Annotated in this window: 15 protein-coding genes; 12 read left to right on the top strand and 3 right to left on the bottom strand. The window is 68.2% G+C overall.

The window, feature by feature from the left end; translation table 11 throughout:
• Window positions 1–66 precede the first annotated feature (66 nt).
• The 3 genes from ACYVLQ_RS00575 (at window position 67) to ACYVLQ_RS00565 (ending at window position 2,015) form a co-directional block, all read left to right on the top strand.
• Window positions 67–891 (top strand): DUF2786 domain-containing protein, encoded by an 825-nt coding sequence (locus ACYVLQ_RS00575; protein ID WP_460695368.1) that lies wholly within the window; start codon window positions 67–69, stop codon window positions 889–891.
• 56 nt (window positions 892–947) lie between these two features.
• Complete coding sequence (locus ACYVLQ_RS00570) at window positions 948–1,460, top strand: TIGR04338 family metallohydrolase (protein ID WP_460695348.1); 513 nt, start codon at window positions 948–950, stop codon at window positions 1,458–1,460.
• A 150-nt stretch (window positions 1,461–1,610) separates the two neighbouring features.
• Window positions 1,611–2,015 carry a hypothetical protein gene (locus ACYVLQ_RS00565; RefSeq protein ID WP_460695347.1) on the top strand — a complete coding sequence of 135 codons (405 nt, stop codon included), beginning with the start codon at window positions 1,611–1,613 and terminating at the stop codon, window positions 2,013–2,015.
• 9 nt (window positions 2,016–2,024) lie between these two features.
• On the opposite strand, the gene ACYVLQ_RS00560 is transcribed toward ACYVLQ_RS00565, so the two are convergent.
• Window positions 2,025–2,999, bottom strand: coding sequence for an o-succinylbenzoate synthase (locus ACYVLQ_RS00560; RefSeq protein ID WP_460695346.1), 975 nt, complete (start codon window positions 2,997–2,999; stop codon window positions 2,025–2,027).
• 82 nt (window positions 3,000–3,081) lie between these two features.
• Here ACYVLQ_RS00560 and ACYVLQ_RS00555 point away from each other — a divergent pair, with 82 nt between their 5' ends.
• Together ACYVLQ_RS00555 and ACYVLQ_RS00550 are read left to right on the top strand one after the other, a co-directional pair.
• Window positions 3,082–3,375: a hypothetical protein gene (locus ACYVLQ_RS00555; protein ID WP_460695345.1), complete on the top strand. Its 294-nt coding sequence runs from the start codon at window positions 3,082–3,084 to the stop codon at window positions 3,373–3,375.
• Window positions 3,376–3,394: 19 nt separating this feature from the next.
• On the top strand, window positions 3,395–3,742 hold the full coding sequence (locus tag ACYVLQ_RS00550; protein WP_460695344.1) for a hypothetical protein: 348 nt from the start codon (window positions 3,395–3,397) through the stop codon (window positions 3,740–3,742).
• Between the two features lie 29 nt (window positions 3,743–3,771).
• On the opposite strand, the gene ACYVLQ_RS00545 is transcribed toward ACYVLQ_RS00550, so the two are convergent.
• Complete coding sequence (locus ACYVLQ_RS00545) at window positions 3,772–4,941, bottom strand: thiolase family protein (protein WP_460695343.1); 1,170 nt, start codon at window positions 4,939–4,941, stop codon at window positions 3,772–3,774.
• 111 nt (window positions 4,942–5,052) lie between these two features.
• Between ACYVLQ_RS00545 and ACYVLQ_RS00540 the strand changes: the two genes are divergently transcribed.
• On the top strand, window positions 5,053–5,544 hold the full coding sequence (locus ACYVLQ_RS00540) for a winged helix-turn-helix transcriptional regulator (protein WP_460695342.1): 492 nt from the start codon (window positions 5,053–5,055) through the stop codon (window positions 5,542–5,544).
• Between the two features lie 126 nt (window positions 5,545–5,670).
• Here the strand turns inward: ACYVLQ_RS00540 and ACYVLQ_RS00535 are convergent, their stop codons facing one another.
• Entirely contained in the window at window positions 5,671–6,759 is a 1,089-nt protein-coding gene (locus ACYVLQ_RS00535; RefSeq protein ID WP_460695341.1) for an ABC transporter ATP-binding protein, read from the bottom strand.
• Between the two features lie 183 nt (window positions 6,760–6,942).
• On the opposite strand from ACYVLQ_RS00535, the gene ACYVLQ_RS00530 reads away from it, so the two are divergent.
• From ACYVLQ_RS00530 to ACYVLQ_RS00505, 6 genes are all read left to right on the top strand, one after another.
• Window positions 6,943–7,737, top strand: coding sequence for an LLM class F420-dependent oxidoreductase (locus tag ACYVLQ_RS00530; RefSeq protein WP_460695340.1), 795 nt, complete (start codon window positions 6,943–6,945; stop codon window positions 7,735–7,737).
• Window positions 7,738–7,866: 129 nt separating this feature from the next.
• Entirely contained in the window at window positions 7,867–7,992 is a 126-nt protein-coding gene (locus ACYVLQ_RS00525; RefSeq protein ID WP_460695339.1) for a hypothetical protein, read from the top strand.
• A gap of 4 nt (window positions 7,993–7,996) precedes the next feature.
• On the top strand, window positions 7,997–9,103 hold the full coding sequence (locus tag ACYVLQ_RS00520) for a YeiH family protein (RefSeq protein ID WP_460695338.1): 1,107 nt from the start codon (window positions 7,997–7,999) through the stop codon (window positions 9,101–9,103).
• Between the two features lie 31 nt (window positions 9,104–9,134).
• Window positions 9,135–10,937 carry an ABC transporter substrate-binding protein/permease gene (locus tag ACYVLQ_RS00515; RefSeq protein ID WP_460695337.1) on the top strand — a complete coding sequence of 601 codons (1,803 nt, stop codon included), beginning with the start codon at window positions 9,135–9,137 and terminating at the stop codon, window positions 10,935–10,937.
• Window positions 10,934–11,674, top strand: a complete 741-nt coding sequence (locus ACYVLQ_RS00510) for an amino acid ABC transporter ATP-binding protein (protein ID WP_460695336.1) — start codon at window positions 10,934–10,936, stop codon at window positions 11,672–11,674. Before ACYVLQ_RS00515 ends, ACYVLQ_RS00510 begins: the two co-directional genes overlap by 4 nt.
• 114 nt (window positions 11,675–11,788) lie before the next feature.
• A complete protein-coding gene (locus tag ACYVLQ_RS00505) occupies window positions 11,789–13,849 on the top strand; it encodes a PhoX family protein (RefSeq protein WP_460695335.1) in 2,061 nt (686 codons plus the stop codon).
• Window positions 13,850–13,933: the final 84 nt, after the last annotated feature.

Raw genomic sequence — 13,933 nt, 5'->3', positions numbered from 1 at the left:
AGATACATTGTTCGCTGGGGAATGTGTCGGTCGGTTCTCGTATCCTGGGCCGCGATGTCGACCCAGCTGACTCAGGACAAACTGCTCACTCGCATCGGCGGCCTGCTGCGCCAGGCCGAGTCGACCGACAACGAGCACGAGGCCGAGGCATTTCTCGCCGCCGCCCAGCGCTTGGCGACCCGTTCGTCGATCGATCTCACGGTGGCCCGCGCCCACGTCGCCGGGCGCGAGCGCCGGAAGACGCCGACGCAGAAGGTCATTCCGATCGGCGAGGCAGGCAAGCGCGGGCTGCGCACCTACGTACAGCTGTTCGTGGCGATCGCGGCCGCCAACGATGTGCGCTGCGATGTGGCGCGGTCGTCGACCCAGGTTTACGCCTACGGCTTCGATACCGACATCGCCACCTGCGAGGCGCTCTACACCAGTCTGCTGGTGCAGATGGTGCGGGCGTCGGACCAGTACATCAAGTCCGGCCGGTACAAGTCGGCCCTGGTGGACAAGATCGTCGTCGAGAAGCGCTGGGGCCGAACGGTGCAGCGGCGCGTTCAGGCCCCTGTCGCAGCGGTGACGGCCCGGCTGAATTTCCAGATGGCATTCGCCGCCCGGGTCGGCAAGCGCCTCGCCGAGGTGCGGGCCGACGTGGAGGCGGAGGTGCGGGCCGAACCGACCGCCACCGGCACCGCACTCGCACTGCGCGACAAGGAAGTCGAGTTGCGCGACTTCTACACCCGCACCTCGGAGGCGCGCGGCACCTGGCGCGGACCGCAGGAGTCGGCCGGGTACTCGGCCGCCGCGCGGCGCGCGGGTGATCGCGCGGGGCGGGCGGCGCGGCTGGGTAACTCGCCCGAACTCGGCGCGGCGCGTGGGCAACTCAACCCTCGCGACGCGTGACGCGGCAAGCAGGGGTGCGGGCGGCGTAGCGGTTTCCGGCGGGTAGGGGTTGTGCGATGAGCGTGCGGGATGGGCAGCGGGCGCGGGTCTATGACGCCGAGGGGCTGGTGCGGCGGATGTTCGAGCGGGTCGACGAGCACGGGGTGCGCACGGTCGAACTGCACGGCTCGCAGATCACGCTCCCGATCGAGCGGCGGTTCGCCTCGGTGGATTCGGTGCAGGCGTATGCCGATCGGGTGCTCGCCCTGAACTGGGTCCGCGCGCGGTGGGACCGGGCGCTCACTCCGCTCGTGGTCCGCGCTCGCACCGGAACCACCGCGGCCCATTACGAATCCGAGGGCGCCGTGCTCGCCGTCCCGCTGCACCGCGGCGGAACGGCTTGGGCCCTGCGGGAATTGGTGATCCTGCACGAGATCGCCCACCATCTCGAGCCGGTGGGCGCCGAGCTGGCCCCGCACGGCCCCGAATTCTGTACCCGCTATGTGGAACTCGTCGACGGCGTGATCGGCCCGGAGGCCGCGCTGTTGCTGCGCAGCACCATGTCGGGCTGCGGCGTCCGCTTCGGCTGAGGTTCGCCCGGCCCTATGGCCTGGGCCACATCTACCGGCTATCTACGGTCAAAGTACGTACTATTTTGTTACGTACTATTCAACTACGTAGATGGGCTCTGTCGGATCGGTGACCAGAGCGCACGACAGCAAACAGGCAAAGGAGCCGAAATGCGACGTGTACTTCCAGAACGGCGACGGTGGATGTCGCGAACGGCCGCGCTGCTTCTGGTCACGGGGGCCACGGTGGCGGGCGTCGGACTCGCCGCCGGGTCCGCCGGTGCGGACACCGGGGGCCGCGCGAACCAGTCCTCCGACCGCGGCGCCGCCGCCAATCGCGACACCACCGGCTGGCGCCACATCGATCCCCGCGGCTACCACCACAAGGAATCGAATCCGTTGCGCCAGGCCGAGATCCGAGACAACCGCCGCGAATACCGCCAGCAGCGCCGCACCGCCCCCGACGTCCCGCAGCGCGCCCTCGGCACCGAACCGAACACCTCGACCTGGACCGAAGTGCCCAACGCGGACGGAACCGGCTGGGCGGTCTGCCGCCCGCAAGCGTCCTGGTGCTGAGGCCGGGCCTCAGTCGAGGAGTTCGCGGACGCGGGCGAGGCGGTCGCGCCACCAGCGGGTCCGTTCCGGGTCCGGATGCCGGAACCGTTGCAGCAGTTCGGGATCCGGCCGCGGCGGTGTGCGGGGCACGGGGAGGAAGCCGTCGACGGGTGTCAGGGAATCGGCGACCACGTCGCCCTCGAACAGCCGTACGGTGCCCAACCCGCACGCGAAGTCGAGTTCGGGGAGCGCGCCCGCGAGAGCGAGCTGGGCGGACAGGCCAATGCTGGTTTCCAGCGCGGAGGAGACCACGCAGGGCAGGCCCGCGGCGTCGGCCACCCGCAGCGCTCTGCGCACGCCGCCGAGCGGGGTGCATTTCAGCACGGCCACATCGGCGGCGCCGGCCACGGCCACGCGCAGGGGATCCTCGGCGCGGCGGATGGATTCGTCGGCGGCGATGCGGACGTCGACCCGGCGTCGGACCGCGGCCAACTCGTCGATGGTGCGGCAGGGTTGCTCGACGTATTCCAGACCGCCTGCGGCGCCGTCGATCCGCTTGATGTTCGCCACCGCGGTATCGACATCCCACACCGCGTTGGCGTCCACTCGGATCGCGCCGCCGGGACCGAGCGCATCGCGCACCGCGGCCACGCGCTCCAGGTCCTCCGGCAGCGACTCCGGATGGTCGGCCACCTTCACTTTCGCTGTGCGGCAACCGGATCCGGATACGATCTCGTACGCACGCTCGGGGCCGACCGCGGGCACGGTGCAATTGACCGGAATCCGGTCGCGCACCGGCTCCGGCCATCCGGCGGTGATCTGCTCGACCGCGGTGGCGAGCCAGCCCGCGGCCTCGCGGTCATCGTATTCGGGAAACGGGCAGAACTCGCCCCAGCCGAGCGGTCCCTCGAGCAGCACACCCTCGCGGACCGTGATGCCGCGGAAGCGCGTGCGCAGCGGTACCGCGTAGACGAGGGCGGATTCCGGGCTCGCAAGCTCGCTCACGCCGCCAGCCTAACGATCGCGGCCGGGTGAGTAGTTCTGCGGATTCGGACGCGGGCGAGACTGGGATCTGGTCATCGCCATCGTGTTGTACCTGCTCGCCGCGCTCGCGGGCATGTTCGCCGCGTCGATCACCCCGTTCTTCGCCATGGCCACCGACCCGTGCGGGTACGAGTCGGGGTGCCGCGAGGAACTCGCCATGTGGGGGATCTTCGTCTCCTGGGGCGGGACCGCCGTGGCCCTCGGCGGCGGGCTGGCCATGATGATCGTGGCGGCGGTCAGGCGATGGCAGATGTGGATCTGGCCCGGCCTCGCGCTGGTGCTGATACCGCTCACCTTCGCCGTCGGTCTCACACTGGCCGAGCAGGTCGTGCCCTGATCGGTGGTTCACTTGGAGTATGGAGCTTTGGCCGGAATCCAAGCCGCCGCTGCGCGGTCGGGACTTCGGTGCGACCCTGTTCGTCTACGCCTGCATGTGCGGATTGGGTTGGGCGGTAGCGCGTTACGGCCTGCCCTACGACCTGATGGCCGAGCAGCGCACGCGCGGGTCGGCGCGGTACCTGCCCCTGGCCTACATCGTGGCGTGGGTTGGTATCGCCGGGGCGCTGGTATTTTCCGGTTCCCGGGTTGTCGAGGCGATCCTGGATCGCCGACCTGCCTTGCCCTACGCGCTGTTCGCCTTCGCCTTGATCGCCGAGGCCTGGTTGGTCGGTTTCGTCGTTGCGATGGTCGCGATCTCTTATTGACCCCGGCGGACACTGCGGAAACGCCCTGTTCACAGCCGCTCGTAGAGGGTGGCGTTGGCCAGACCGCCTGCCTCGCACATGGTTTGCAGGCCGTAGCGGGCGCCGCGCTCGGCCATGGCGTGCACCAGGGTGGTGGCCAGCCGCGCACCGGATGCGCCCAGCGGATGGCCCAGCGCGATAGCCCCGCCGTGGACATTGACCCGGGAGAGATCGGCGCCGGTCTCGCGCTGCCACGCCAGCACCACGGAGGCGAAGGCCTCGTTGATCTCGATCATGTCGATGTCGTCCAGCTGTAAACCCGCTCGCTGCAATACTTTTCGTGTCGCGGGAATGACCGCCGTCAGCATGAGTAGCGGATCGTCGCCCGCGACGGCGAAGCTGTGCAGCCGCGCGAGCGGGGTGAGGCCGAGTTGTCGGGCCTTCTCGCTGGTCATGATCAGAACGGCGGCGCTGCCGTCGTTGATCTGGCTGGCGTTGGCGGCGGTCACATTCCAGCCGATCTCCGGGAATCGGGCGGCATACTCCTCGCTGTAGTAGGCCGGGCGCAGTCCGGCCAGCGTGTCCAGGGTGCTGCCGATCCGGATGCCCTCGTCGGCGGTCAGGCCGCCGATCGGCGCGAGCTGCGATTCGAACGAGCCGTTCTTGGTTGCCCGCGCGGCCTTTTCGTGGCTGCCGAGGGAGAACTCGTCCATGGCGGTACGGCTGATGCCCCAGCGGGCCGCGATCAGCTCGGCGCTGATGCCCTGCGGGACAAGGTTTTCCGGATAGCGTTCGCGGAAGGCGATACCCTCGAGGTCGGTGGCGCCGACCAGGTTGGCGCCCATCGGAATTCGGCTCATGGACTCCAGGCCGCTCGCGACGACGACATCGTACGCGCCCGCGATCACGCCCTGCGCCGCGAAGTGGATGGCCTGCTGACTGCTGCCGCACTGGCGGTCGACCGTGGTCGCGGGCACCGATTCCGGGTATCCCGCGGCCAGGGCCGCCCGGCGGGTCACATTGGCGGCCTGTTCGCCGACCTGGGTGACCACGCCGCCGATCACGTCGTCGATCAGCTCCCGATCGATGCCGCTGCGCCGCACCACCTCGCGCAGGCTGTGTGCCAGCAGGTCGACCGGGTGGACCGGGTGCAGGGCCCCGTTCGCCTTGCCCTTGCCGATCGGGGTGCGCACGGCCTCGACGATCACTGCGTCTCTCATGGCGGTTCCTTCCGAGCGCCGCTGCCTCGCGGCCTTCTAACTAAGGCTTCCTATAGCCAGATTAGGAGCTGGCAATAGTTGTCGCAAGTCAGAATTGCTATGATCGACGTCATGTCCGCTGTGCTGGAAGGACCGCTGCGTGATCTGCGGTCGTGGAAGCCCGACCACTGCTCGATCGTCAAGGCGCTCGATGTCGTCGGGACGCGGTCCGCGCTGCTGATCCTGCGCGAGACCATCTACGGCACCACGCGTTTCGACGGATTCGCCGCGCGCGTGGGCATCACCGACGCCGCCGCGGCGGCCGCGCTGCGCAAGCTGACCGAGGCCGGTCTGCTGCGCAAGGAGCCCTATCAGGAGGAGGGCAAGCGCACCCGACACGAATACGTGCTCACCGAGAAGGGCCGCGACCTGCTCCCGGTCATCTTCGCCCTGTGGCAGTGGGGCGACAAATACCTCCAGGGCAGCGAGGCTCCCCTGGAGCGCGTCGAGGACTCCACCGGTGAGCCGGTCCATGTCGAGATCCGCAGCGCCGCGGGCAACGAGGTCCCCCTGGAGAACCTCCGCATCCGCCTCAACAAGAACTGGCGCCGCCCCAAACCCTGACCCCAGGCGTGCACCCCTCCAATCCCTGGGCATGCGCCATCGTCTTGCTCCCTGGGCGTGCGCCAAACCCCCTGCTGCCTAGGCGTGCGCCACCCCCCCTCATTTCCGGCGTGCTTTTGGTCGGAATCAGTTGAGGCGACGCCCGTCAGCCGGAGCGAAGAAGTAGATGTGCTCGGATGTCGCTGTGAGGGAGAGCTTTTCGCCCTTCGCCGGAGGGTTGCGCCAATCGGCGCGGGCGACGATGGTCTCCCCCGTGCCCGAGGTGCCGTTCTCGCCCAGGGTGCGGCCGTAGATGTAGGCGTCGGAGCCCAATTCCTCCACCACGTCCACCTCCATGGCGATGCCCGAGCCGGTATCGGTGATGTCGAAGTGCTCGGGCCGGATGCCGACCACGACCGTGCCGTCGATGACGTCGGCGACCGTGCGCGGCAGCGGCAGGGTGTGGCCGCCCAGCACGACGCCCTCGTTGCGCACCGGCAGCGTGAACAGGTTCATCGCGGGCGAACCCATGAACCCGGCGACGAACAGGTTCGCCGGATCGCGATACAGGTCGCGCGGGGTCGCACACTGTTGCAGCACACCGTCTTTCAGCACCGCCACCCGATCGCCCATGGTCATCGCCTCCACCTGGTCGTGGGTGACGTACACCGTGGTGGTGCCCAGGCGGCGCTGCAACTGCGCGATCTGGGTGCGGGTCTGCACGCGCAGCTTGGCGTCCAGGTTCGACAGCGGCTCGTCCATCAGGAACACCTGCGGCTGGCGCACGATCGCCCGACCCATCGCCACGCGCTGGCGCTGGCCGCCGGACAGCTGCTTGGGCTTGCGGTCGAGGAACTGCTCGAGGTCCAGCAACTTGGCCGCCTCGCGCACCCGCTGCTCCTTCTCGGCCTTGGGTACCTTCGCCATCTTCAGCGCGAAGCCCATGTTCTCCGCGACGGTCATATGCGGATAGAGCGCGTAGTTCTGGAACACCATCGCGATATCGCGTTCCTTGGGCTCGGCGCCGGTCACGTCGTTGTCACCGATGAGGATGCGGCCGCCGTCGACATCCTCGAGCCCGGCGAGCATGCGCAGCGAGGTGGATTTGCCGCAGCCGGACGGGCCGACGAGAACCAGGAACTCACCGTCGGCGATCTCCAGATTCAACTGGTCGACGGCGGGTTTGGCGGCGCCCGGGTAGAGCCGGGTCGCGTGGTCGAAGGTGACCGTAGCCATGGCGAATCAATCCCTTCACCGGCAGGAACGTGCCGGACGATCCGAGTAGAGGGTGGGTGCGGCGGGCCGCAGGCAGGAATCCTACTGGCCGCGCGCCCCGCGAGTGGGCGATACGTCTGTTCGGACGCGGCGGCCGCGCGGCGAGTAGCCTCGGGAACGGCCGACCGACAGCGAGGAGGAGCCATGACCCGACCGGTTCGCATCGGAGTTCAGCTACAGCCGCAGCACGCCCCCGACTACGGACTGATCCGCGATGCCGTGCTGCGCGCCGAGGACGCGGGCGTGGACATCGTGTTCAACTGGGACCATTTCTACCCCCTGTACGGCGATCCCGACGGTGCGCATTTCGAATGCTGGACCATGCTCGGCGCGATCGCCGAGCAGACCGAGCGGGTGGAGTTGGGCGCGCTGGTCACCGGCGGCGGCTACCGCAACCCGGACCTGCTCGCCGATATGGCGCGCACCGTGGACCACATCTCCGGCGGCCGCCTGATCCTCGGTATCGGCGCGGGGTGGTTCGAGAAGGACTACGACGAGTACGGATACGAATTCGGTACGGCCGGAACGCGTCTGGCGCTGCTGAAGGAGTACATGGCGCGCATCGACGAGCGGCTGAAGAAGCTCAACCCGCCGCCGGTGCGCGATATCCCGATTCTCATCGGCGGCGGCGGCGAGAAGAAGACGCTGCGGCTGGTGGCCGAGTACGGCGACATCTGGCATACCTTCGCGGATCTGGAAGTGCTGGAACGCAAGTCGCGGATTCTCGCCGAGCACTGCGCGGATGTCGGCACCGATCCGGCGAATATCGAGCGGTCGGTGGACTGGCCGGGCGCGGACAAGGCGCCGGCGCTGGTGGCCGCGGGCGCCACCACCTTCACCGTGGGCACCGGCGGCCCCGACTACAAGCTGAACGAGGTCGTCGAGGCGATCCGCTGGCGCGACGAGTTCAACCCGGAGTCGGTCACGGGCATCGCCTGACGGGGAATCTCGGGCGGTCGGGCTCGAATCCGGCTGATTCGATCACTTCCCTACCGCGCTGTCTCGCCTCATCATTGCTGCTGATCGCACGGCATGTCGTGCGATCAGCGGCGATGAGGGGAATAGGCGATGAGTGAACCGGGCTCGCGGCGATCGGTGTGGGAGCGCATCGGCGTCGACTGGTGGGCGGTGATCGTGGCCGGAGTGTTCGTGCTGCTCGCGATCGCCGGTGTGCTGCCGAAGATTCCGTGGTGATTCGATGACCACCGAAACCGCCGCCCCGGCAGCGGAATCCGGCGCGCTGCGCGGTCCGCTCGCCTATCTGCCGGGCATCGCGCTGCTGATCGCGGTCGGCCTGCTCGGCAAGTACGCCCAGGTCTGGGTGAACGACCTGACCCACGACCGGGGCTGGCGCTTCCCCGATATCGAATATGTGCTGTGGGCCATCATTTTCGGGCTGATAATCGCGAATACCGTTGGCGTGCCCCGGATCTTCAAGCCCGGCATCGGCACCTACGAATTCTGGCTGAAGGTCGGGATCGTGGCGCTGGGCTCCCGGTTCGTGCTCGGTGATGTCGCGAAGCTGGGCGGCGCCAGTTTCGTGCTGATCCTGGTCGATATGACCGTGGCGGGCGCGATCATCCTCACCGTCGCGCGGCTGCTCGGCCTGTCCGGCAAGCTCGGATCGCTGCTGGCCGTGGGCACCTCGATCTGCGGCGTATCGGCTATCGTGGCCGCGCGCGGCGCCATCCGCGCCCGCGACTCCGATGTGAGCTATGCGATCGCGGCCATCCTCGCGCTGGGCGCGGTCGCGCTGTTCACTCTGCCCGCGATCGGGCACGGACTCGGCCTGTCCGACCACGAATTCGGCCTGTGGGCGGGGCTCGCGGTGGACAACACCGCCGAGACCACCGCCACCGGCTACGCCTATTCCGATGCCGCCGGAAAGCTGGCGGTGCTGGTGAAGTCGACCCGCAACGCGCTGATCGGATTCGTGGTGCTGGGCTTCGCCCTGTACTGGGCCGCGCGCGGCGAGGCCGACGCGCTCGCGCCCGGCCTGCGCGCCAAGGCGGCCTTCGTCTGGGCGAAGTTCCCCAAATTCGTGCTCGGCTTTCTGGCGGTGTCGGCGCTTGCGACGGCGCACTGGATCGACAAACCCGAACTGACCAGCCTGGGCAACGTATCCAAGTGGGCGTTCCTGCTGACCTTCGCCGGGGTCGGGCTCAACACCGACTTCCGCGAACTCGGCTGCACCGGCTGGCGGCCGCTGGCGGTGGCCGTGGTCGGGCTCGTCGTGGTGGCGACGGTCTCACTGGGCCTGGTGCTGTGCACGTCGCGGGTGCTGCACTGGGGCGTGGTCAACTGATCGGTGAGGTTTCCGGCTAATGTTTCCGCCTATGGCCCGTTTGCCCGTATCACGATCCCGTGCGCTGATAGCGGTGGTGTCGGCCCTGAGCGTGCTGTTCCTCGCCGCCTGCGGATCGGACAGCAGCAATTCGTCCGAAGGCAGCGGTTTGTGTGCGCCGCCCGGTGTCGAATCCGCCTCGGCCGCGCCGACCAACCTGGCGTCCGGCGCCGAGGCGGGCGCGGACCGGTTCACCACCCCGAGCACCGTCCCGCTGGATCGGATCGACACCAGCAAACTCGGTCTGCTGTCCCCTGGCAAGCTGAGCATCGGCACGCTGTCGGACGCCCCGCCGAGCATCTGCGTGAACTCCCAGGGCGCCTTCACCGGGTTCGACAACGAGCTGCTGCGGGCGATCGGCGCGAAACTCGGCCTGCAGGTGGAGTTTTCGGGCACCGAGTTCGCGGGCCTGCTGGCGCAGGTGGCCAACGGGCGCTTCGACGCGGGCTCGTCGAGCATCACCACCACCGACGCGCGACGGCAGCTGGTCGGGTTCACCAACGGATACGACTTCGGCTACTTCTCGCTCGTGGTGCCGAACGGCAGTGCCCTCAAAGGCTTTTCAGACCTTGGGCCGGGCGTCCGGATCGGCGTGGTGCAGGGCACCGTGCAGGACGAGTACGTCGCCAATACCCTTCGTCTGGATGCGGTGAAGTTCCCGGACTACAACACCGCCTACGCGAACCTGAAGTCCGGCCAGATCGATGCGTGGGTGGCGCCGTCGGCCCAGGCCACCGGTGCGGTCAAGCCCGGTGATTCGACCTCGATCGTCCAGAACACCTTCAGCCTGGACAATTTCACCGCCTGGGCGGTGCGCAAGAACAACCAGCCGCTGACCGATGCCCTCAACGCGGGACTCGACGCGGTCATCGCCGACGGCACCTACGCGAAGCTCTATTCCGAATGGGAGCCGCGGCCCTTCCCGCCGGGATGGAAGCCGGGTTCCAAGGCGGCGCCGGTGCCGCAGCTGCCGGACTTCGACAAGATCGCCGCCGAGCACCGGCAGAGCGGCGATGCCGAGCAGTCCGCGCCGAAGTCGACCCTCGAACAGCTGCGCGACACGTTCTTCGATTGGTCGCTGTACCGCAAGGCATTTCCGGACCTGATCAAGACCGGCCTGCCGAATACCCTGATCCTGGCGCTGGTTTCGGGTGTGTTGGGCACACTGATCGGCATGCTCCTGGCGGTCGCCGGGATCTCGCGGACGCGGTGGTTGCGTTGGCCCGCAAGGGTTTACACCGACATCTTCCGGGGCCTGCCCGCGGTCGTGATCATCCTGCTGATCGGCCTGGGCATCGGGCCGGTGGTCAAGAACGTCACCGGGAACAACCCGTACTGGCTGGGCGCGGTCGCGCTGGCGCTGCTGGCCGCCGCCTATATCGGCGAGATCTTCCGGTCCGGCATCCAGTCGGTGGAGGCCGGGCAGCTCGAGGCCGCGCGCGCCATCGGGTTCGGGTATCGGCAGGCGATGACGCTCGTGGTGATCCCGCAGGGCGTGCGGCGGGTGCTCCCGGCGTTGATGAACCAGTTCATCGCGCTGATCAAGGATTCCTCGCTGATCTACTTCCTGGGGCTGCTCGCCTCGCAGCGGGAGCTGTTCGCCGTCGGGCGCGACCTCAACGCGCAGACCGGCAACCTGTCCCCGCTGGTCGCCGCCGGTCTGGTCTATCTGGTGCTGACCATCCCGCTCACGCACCTGGTGAACTACATCGACCGCCGGTTGCGCACCGGGCGCACCGAGGAGCCGATCGACCCGGTCGAACAGGCCGTCATCACGGAAGGACGCGGAGCGTGAGTGACAATCCCCGCAGTTCCTCGCTCACCGGCACGGATCTGCACCTGACGCTGGGTGGCAACGAGGTCCTGCGCGGCGTCGACATCCACGTCGACGCGGGCAAGACCACGACCGTCATCGGACCGTCCGGGTCGGGCAAGTCCACCCTGCTGCGTGTGCTGAACCGCCTGCACGAGCCGGACTCCGGCGATGTGCTGATCGATGGGGCCTCGGTGCTCGCCGAGGATCCGGACCGGCTGCGCCAGCGCATCGGCATGGTGTTCCAGCACTTCAACCTGTTCCCGCACCGGACCGTCGCCGACAACGTCGCCCTGGGCCCGCGCAAGCTGCGCGGCCTGTCGAAGGAGCAGGCGCGGGCGGTGGCCCTCGAACAGCTCGAAACCGTGGGTCTGGCACACCGCGCGGACGCCCGTCCGGGCAATCTGTCCGGCGGCCAGCAGCAGCGCGTCGCGATCGCGCGGGCGCTGGCGATGAAGCCCGGGCTGATGCTGTTCGACGAGGCTACCTCGGCACTGGACCCTGAGCTGGTGAAGGGCGTGCTGGCGCTGATGGCGGATCTGGCCTCCGGCGGCATGACCATGATCGTGGTGACGCACGAGATGGGCTTCGCGCGGTCGGTGTCCGACAGCGTGGTCTTCATGGATCAGGGGCGGATCGTCGAGTCCGGGGCGCCGGATCGGATCTTCGACAATGCCGAGACCGACCGGCTGCGGCAGTTCCTCTCGCAGGTGCTCTAGCCCAGGCGCCAGGCGACTGAGGGTGCCCTAATTGGTCGGATGTTCACTTTTTCGTCTCCTTCGGATCGCACGATCCGTTTACGGTGCGCACGCCAGCCCATTCGAGGAGCGATTGTGAATTTGAAGCCCCTGTCTCTGTTCGTGACGCACGACGGCCGCTCGTCGCGCTCCTCGACGACGTGCGCCTACAAATGTGGAAACGCGTGCTTCCACGAGGTCCCCAACACCTCGGCCGGTGAGTACTTCGGCGATATCGTCGCGTCGATCTCGCGGCGCGGCCTGTTGAAGGGCGGGGCCGCCGTCGTGCTCGCGACGGGCGCGGGCTCGGTGCTCGCCGCCTGCGGTGACGACGAGGCGACCACCAACACCGCCGCCAGCCCGGGAACCGGCACCGACTTCGCGGCGGTGGCGCCCAATACCGAGGATGCCGTGGTCGTCCCCGGCGGCTACGAGCAGTCGGTGGTCATCCGCTGGGGCGATCCGGTGCTGCCGGACGCGCCCGCCTTCGACTTCGGCACGCAGACCGCGGCCGCGCAGGCCAAGCAGTTCGGATACAACAACGACTTCGCGGGCCTGCTGCCGATCGAGGGGCAGCAGGACGCCTACCTGCTGGTGGTGAACCACGAGTACACCACCGAACCGCACATGTTCACCGGCTACAACCCCGACGCTCCGGTCCGGGAGCAGTTCGAGGTCTGCCTTGCCGCGCACGGACTTTCGGTGGTCGAAGTGAAGGGCGAGCCCGGGGCGGGCAAGCTCACGCCGGTCATGGGCCGCTACAACCGCCGCATCACCGGCACCACCGAGTTCACGCTCACCGGACCGGCGGCGGGCAGCAGCCTCACCAAGACCTCGGCCGATCCGTCCGGCGCCAAGGTGCTGGGGACGCTGAACAACTGCTCGGGCGGCCTCACGCCGTGGGGCACGGTGCTGTCCGGCGAGGAGAACTTCAACCAGTACTTCGCCGGGGTGCTGGCCGACCCGGTGGCCCAGGACCGGGGCAAGCGTTACGGACTCGGCCATCCCGGTGCGGGTCAGGGTGAAATGCCAAGGCACTGGGAGCGTTTCGACAAGCGTTTCGACGTGGCCCAGGAGCCGAACGAGTCCAACCGCTTCGGCTACATCGTCGAGGTGGATCCGTGGGATCCGGCCGCGGCGCCGATCAAGCACAGCGCGCTGGGGCGATTCAAGCACGAGTCGGCCAATATCTACGTCACCCAGGACGGGACGGTCGTGGCGTATTCGGGCGACGACGAGCGCTTCGAGTACATGTACAAGTTCGTGTCCGCCAAGAAGATTCAGCAGGGCGATACCGCGGCGAGCCGTAAGCAGAACATGACCATCCTCGACGAGGGCACGCTTTATGTCGCGAAGCTGACCGGCGACCATCCGGACAAGATCGACGGCAGCGGCAAGGCACCCTCGGATCAGGGCTTCACTGGTAAGGGCCAATGGATTCCGATCCTGCAGACCGGTGCCGACGGCAAGGGCACGTCGCTGGTCGAGGGGATGACGGCGGAGGAGGTCGCGGTCTTCACGCGCGTCGCGGGGGACAAGGTGGGCGCCACCAAGATGGACCGCCCCGAGGACTTCGAACCGAATCCGAAGACCGGCAAGGTGTATGTCGCGCTGACCAACAACAGCAATCGCGGCGCCGAGGGCAAAGCCGGTGCGGACGAGGCGAATCCGCGCAATCAGAACAAGAACGGGCAGGTGCTCGAGATCGTCGACGATCACAAGGGCACGGCGTTCACCTGGTCGCTGCTGCTGGTCTGCGGCGATCCCAAGGCCGCCGACACCTACTTCGGCGGATTCGACAAGACGAAGGTCAGCCCGATCTCCTGCCCGGACAATCTGGCCTTCGATCCGTACGGGAATCTGTGGATCTCCACCGACGGCAACGCGCTGAAGTCCAACGACGGGCTGTTCTCGGTGGTTCTCGAGGGCGAGCGGCGCGGTGAGACCAAGCAGTTCCTCACCGTGCCGAAGGGTGCGGAGACCTGCGGCCCGGTCGTCACCGAGAAGCGGGTGCTGGTGTGCGTTCAGCATCCGGGCGAGGTCGACGGGGCCTCGGCGGACAAGCCCGCCTCGCACTGGCCGGATGGTGGCGCCTCGCAGCCTCGCCCGGCCGTGGTCGCGGTGTGGAAGGCCGAGGGCGGCAGCATCGGCGTGTAGTCGACCGGCCCGGACGGTGTGGCGGCGCGGCATGATGAGGGGCCGCGTGTGCCGCTACCGGTCCGGGTCGGCGCCCCCACTTGT

This window comes from Nocardia thraciensis, from assembly GCF_054782435.1.
Note: the sequence above shows the minus strand (reverse complement) of the source record. Positions and strands in the feature narration are given on the sequence as shown.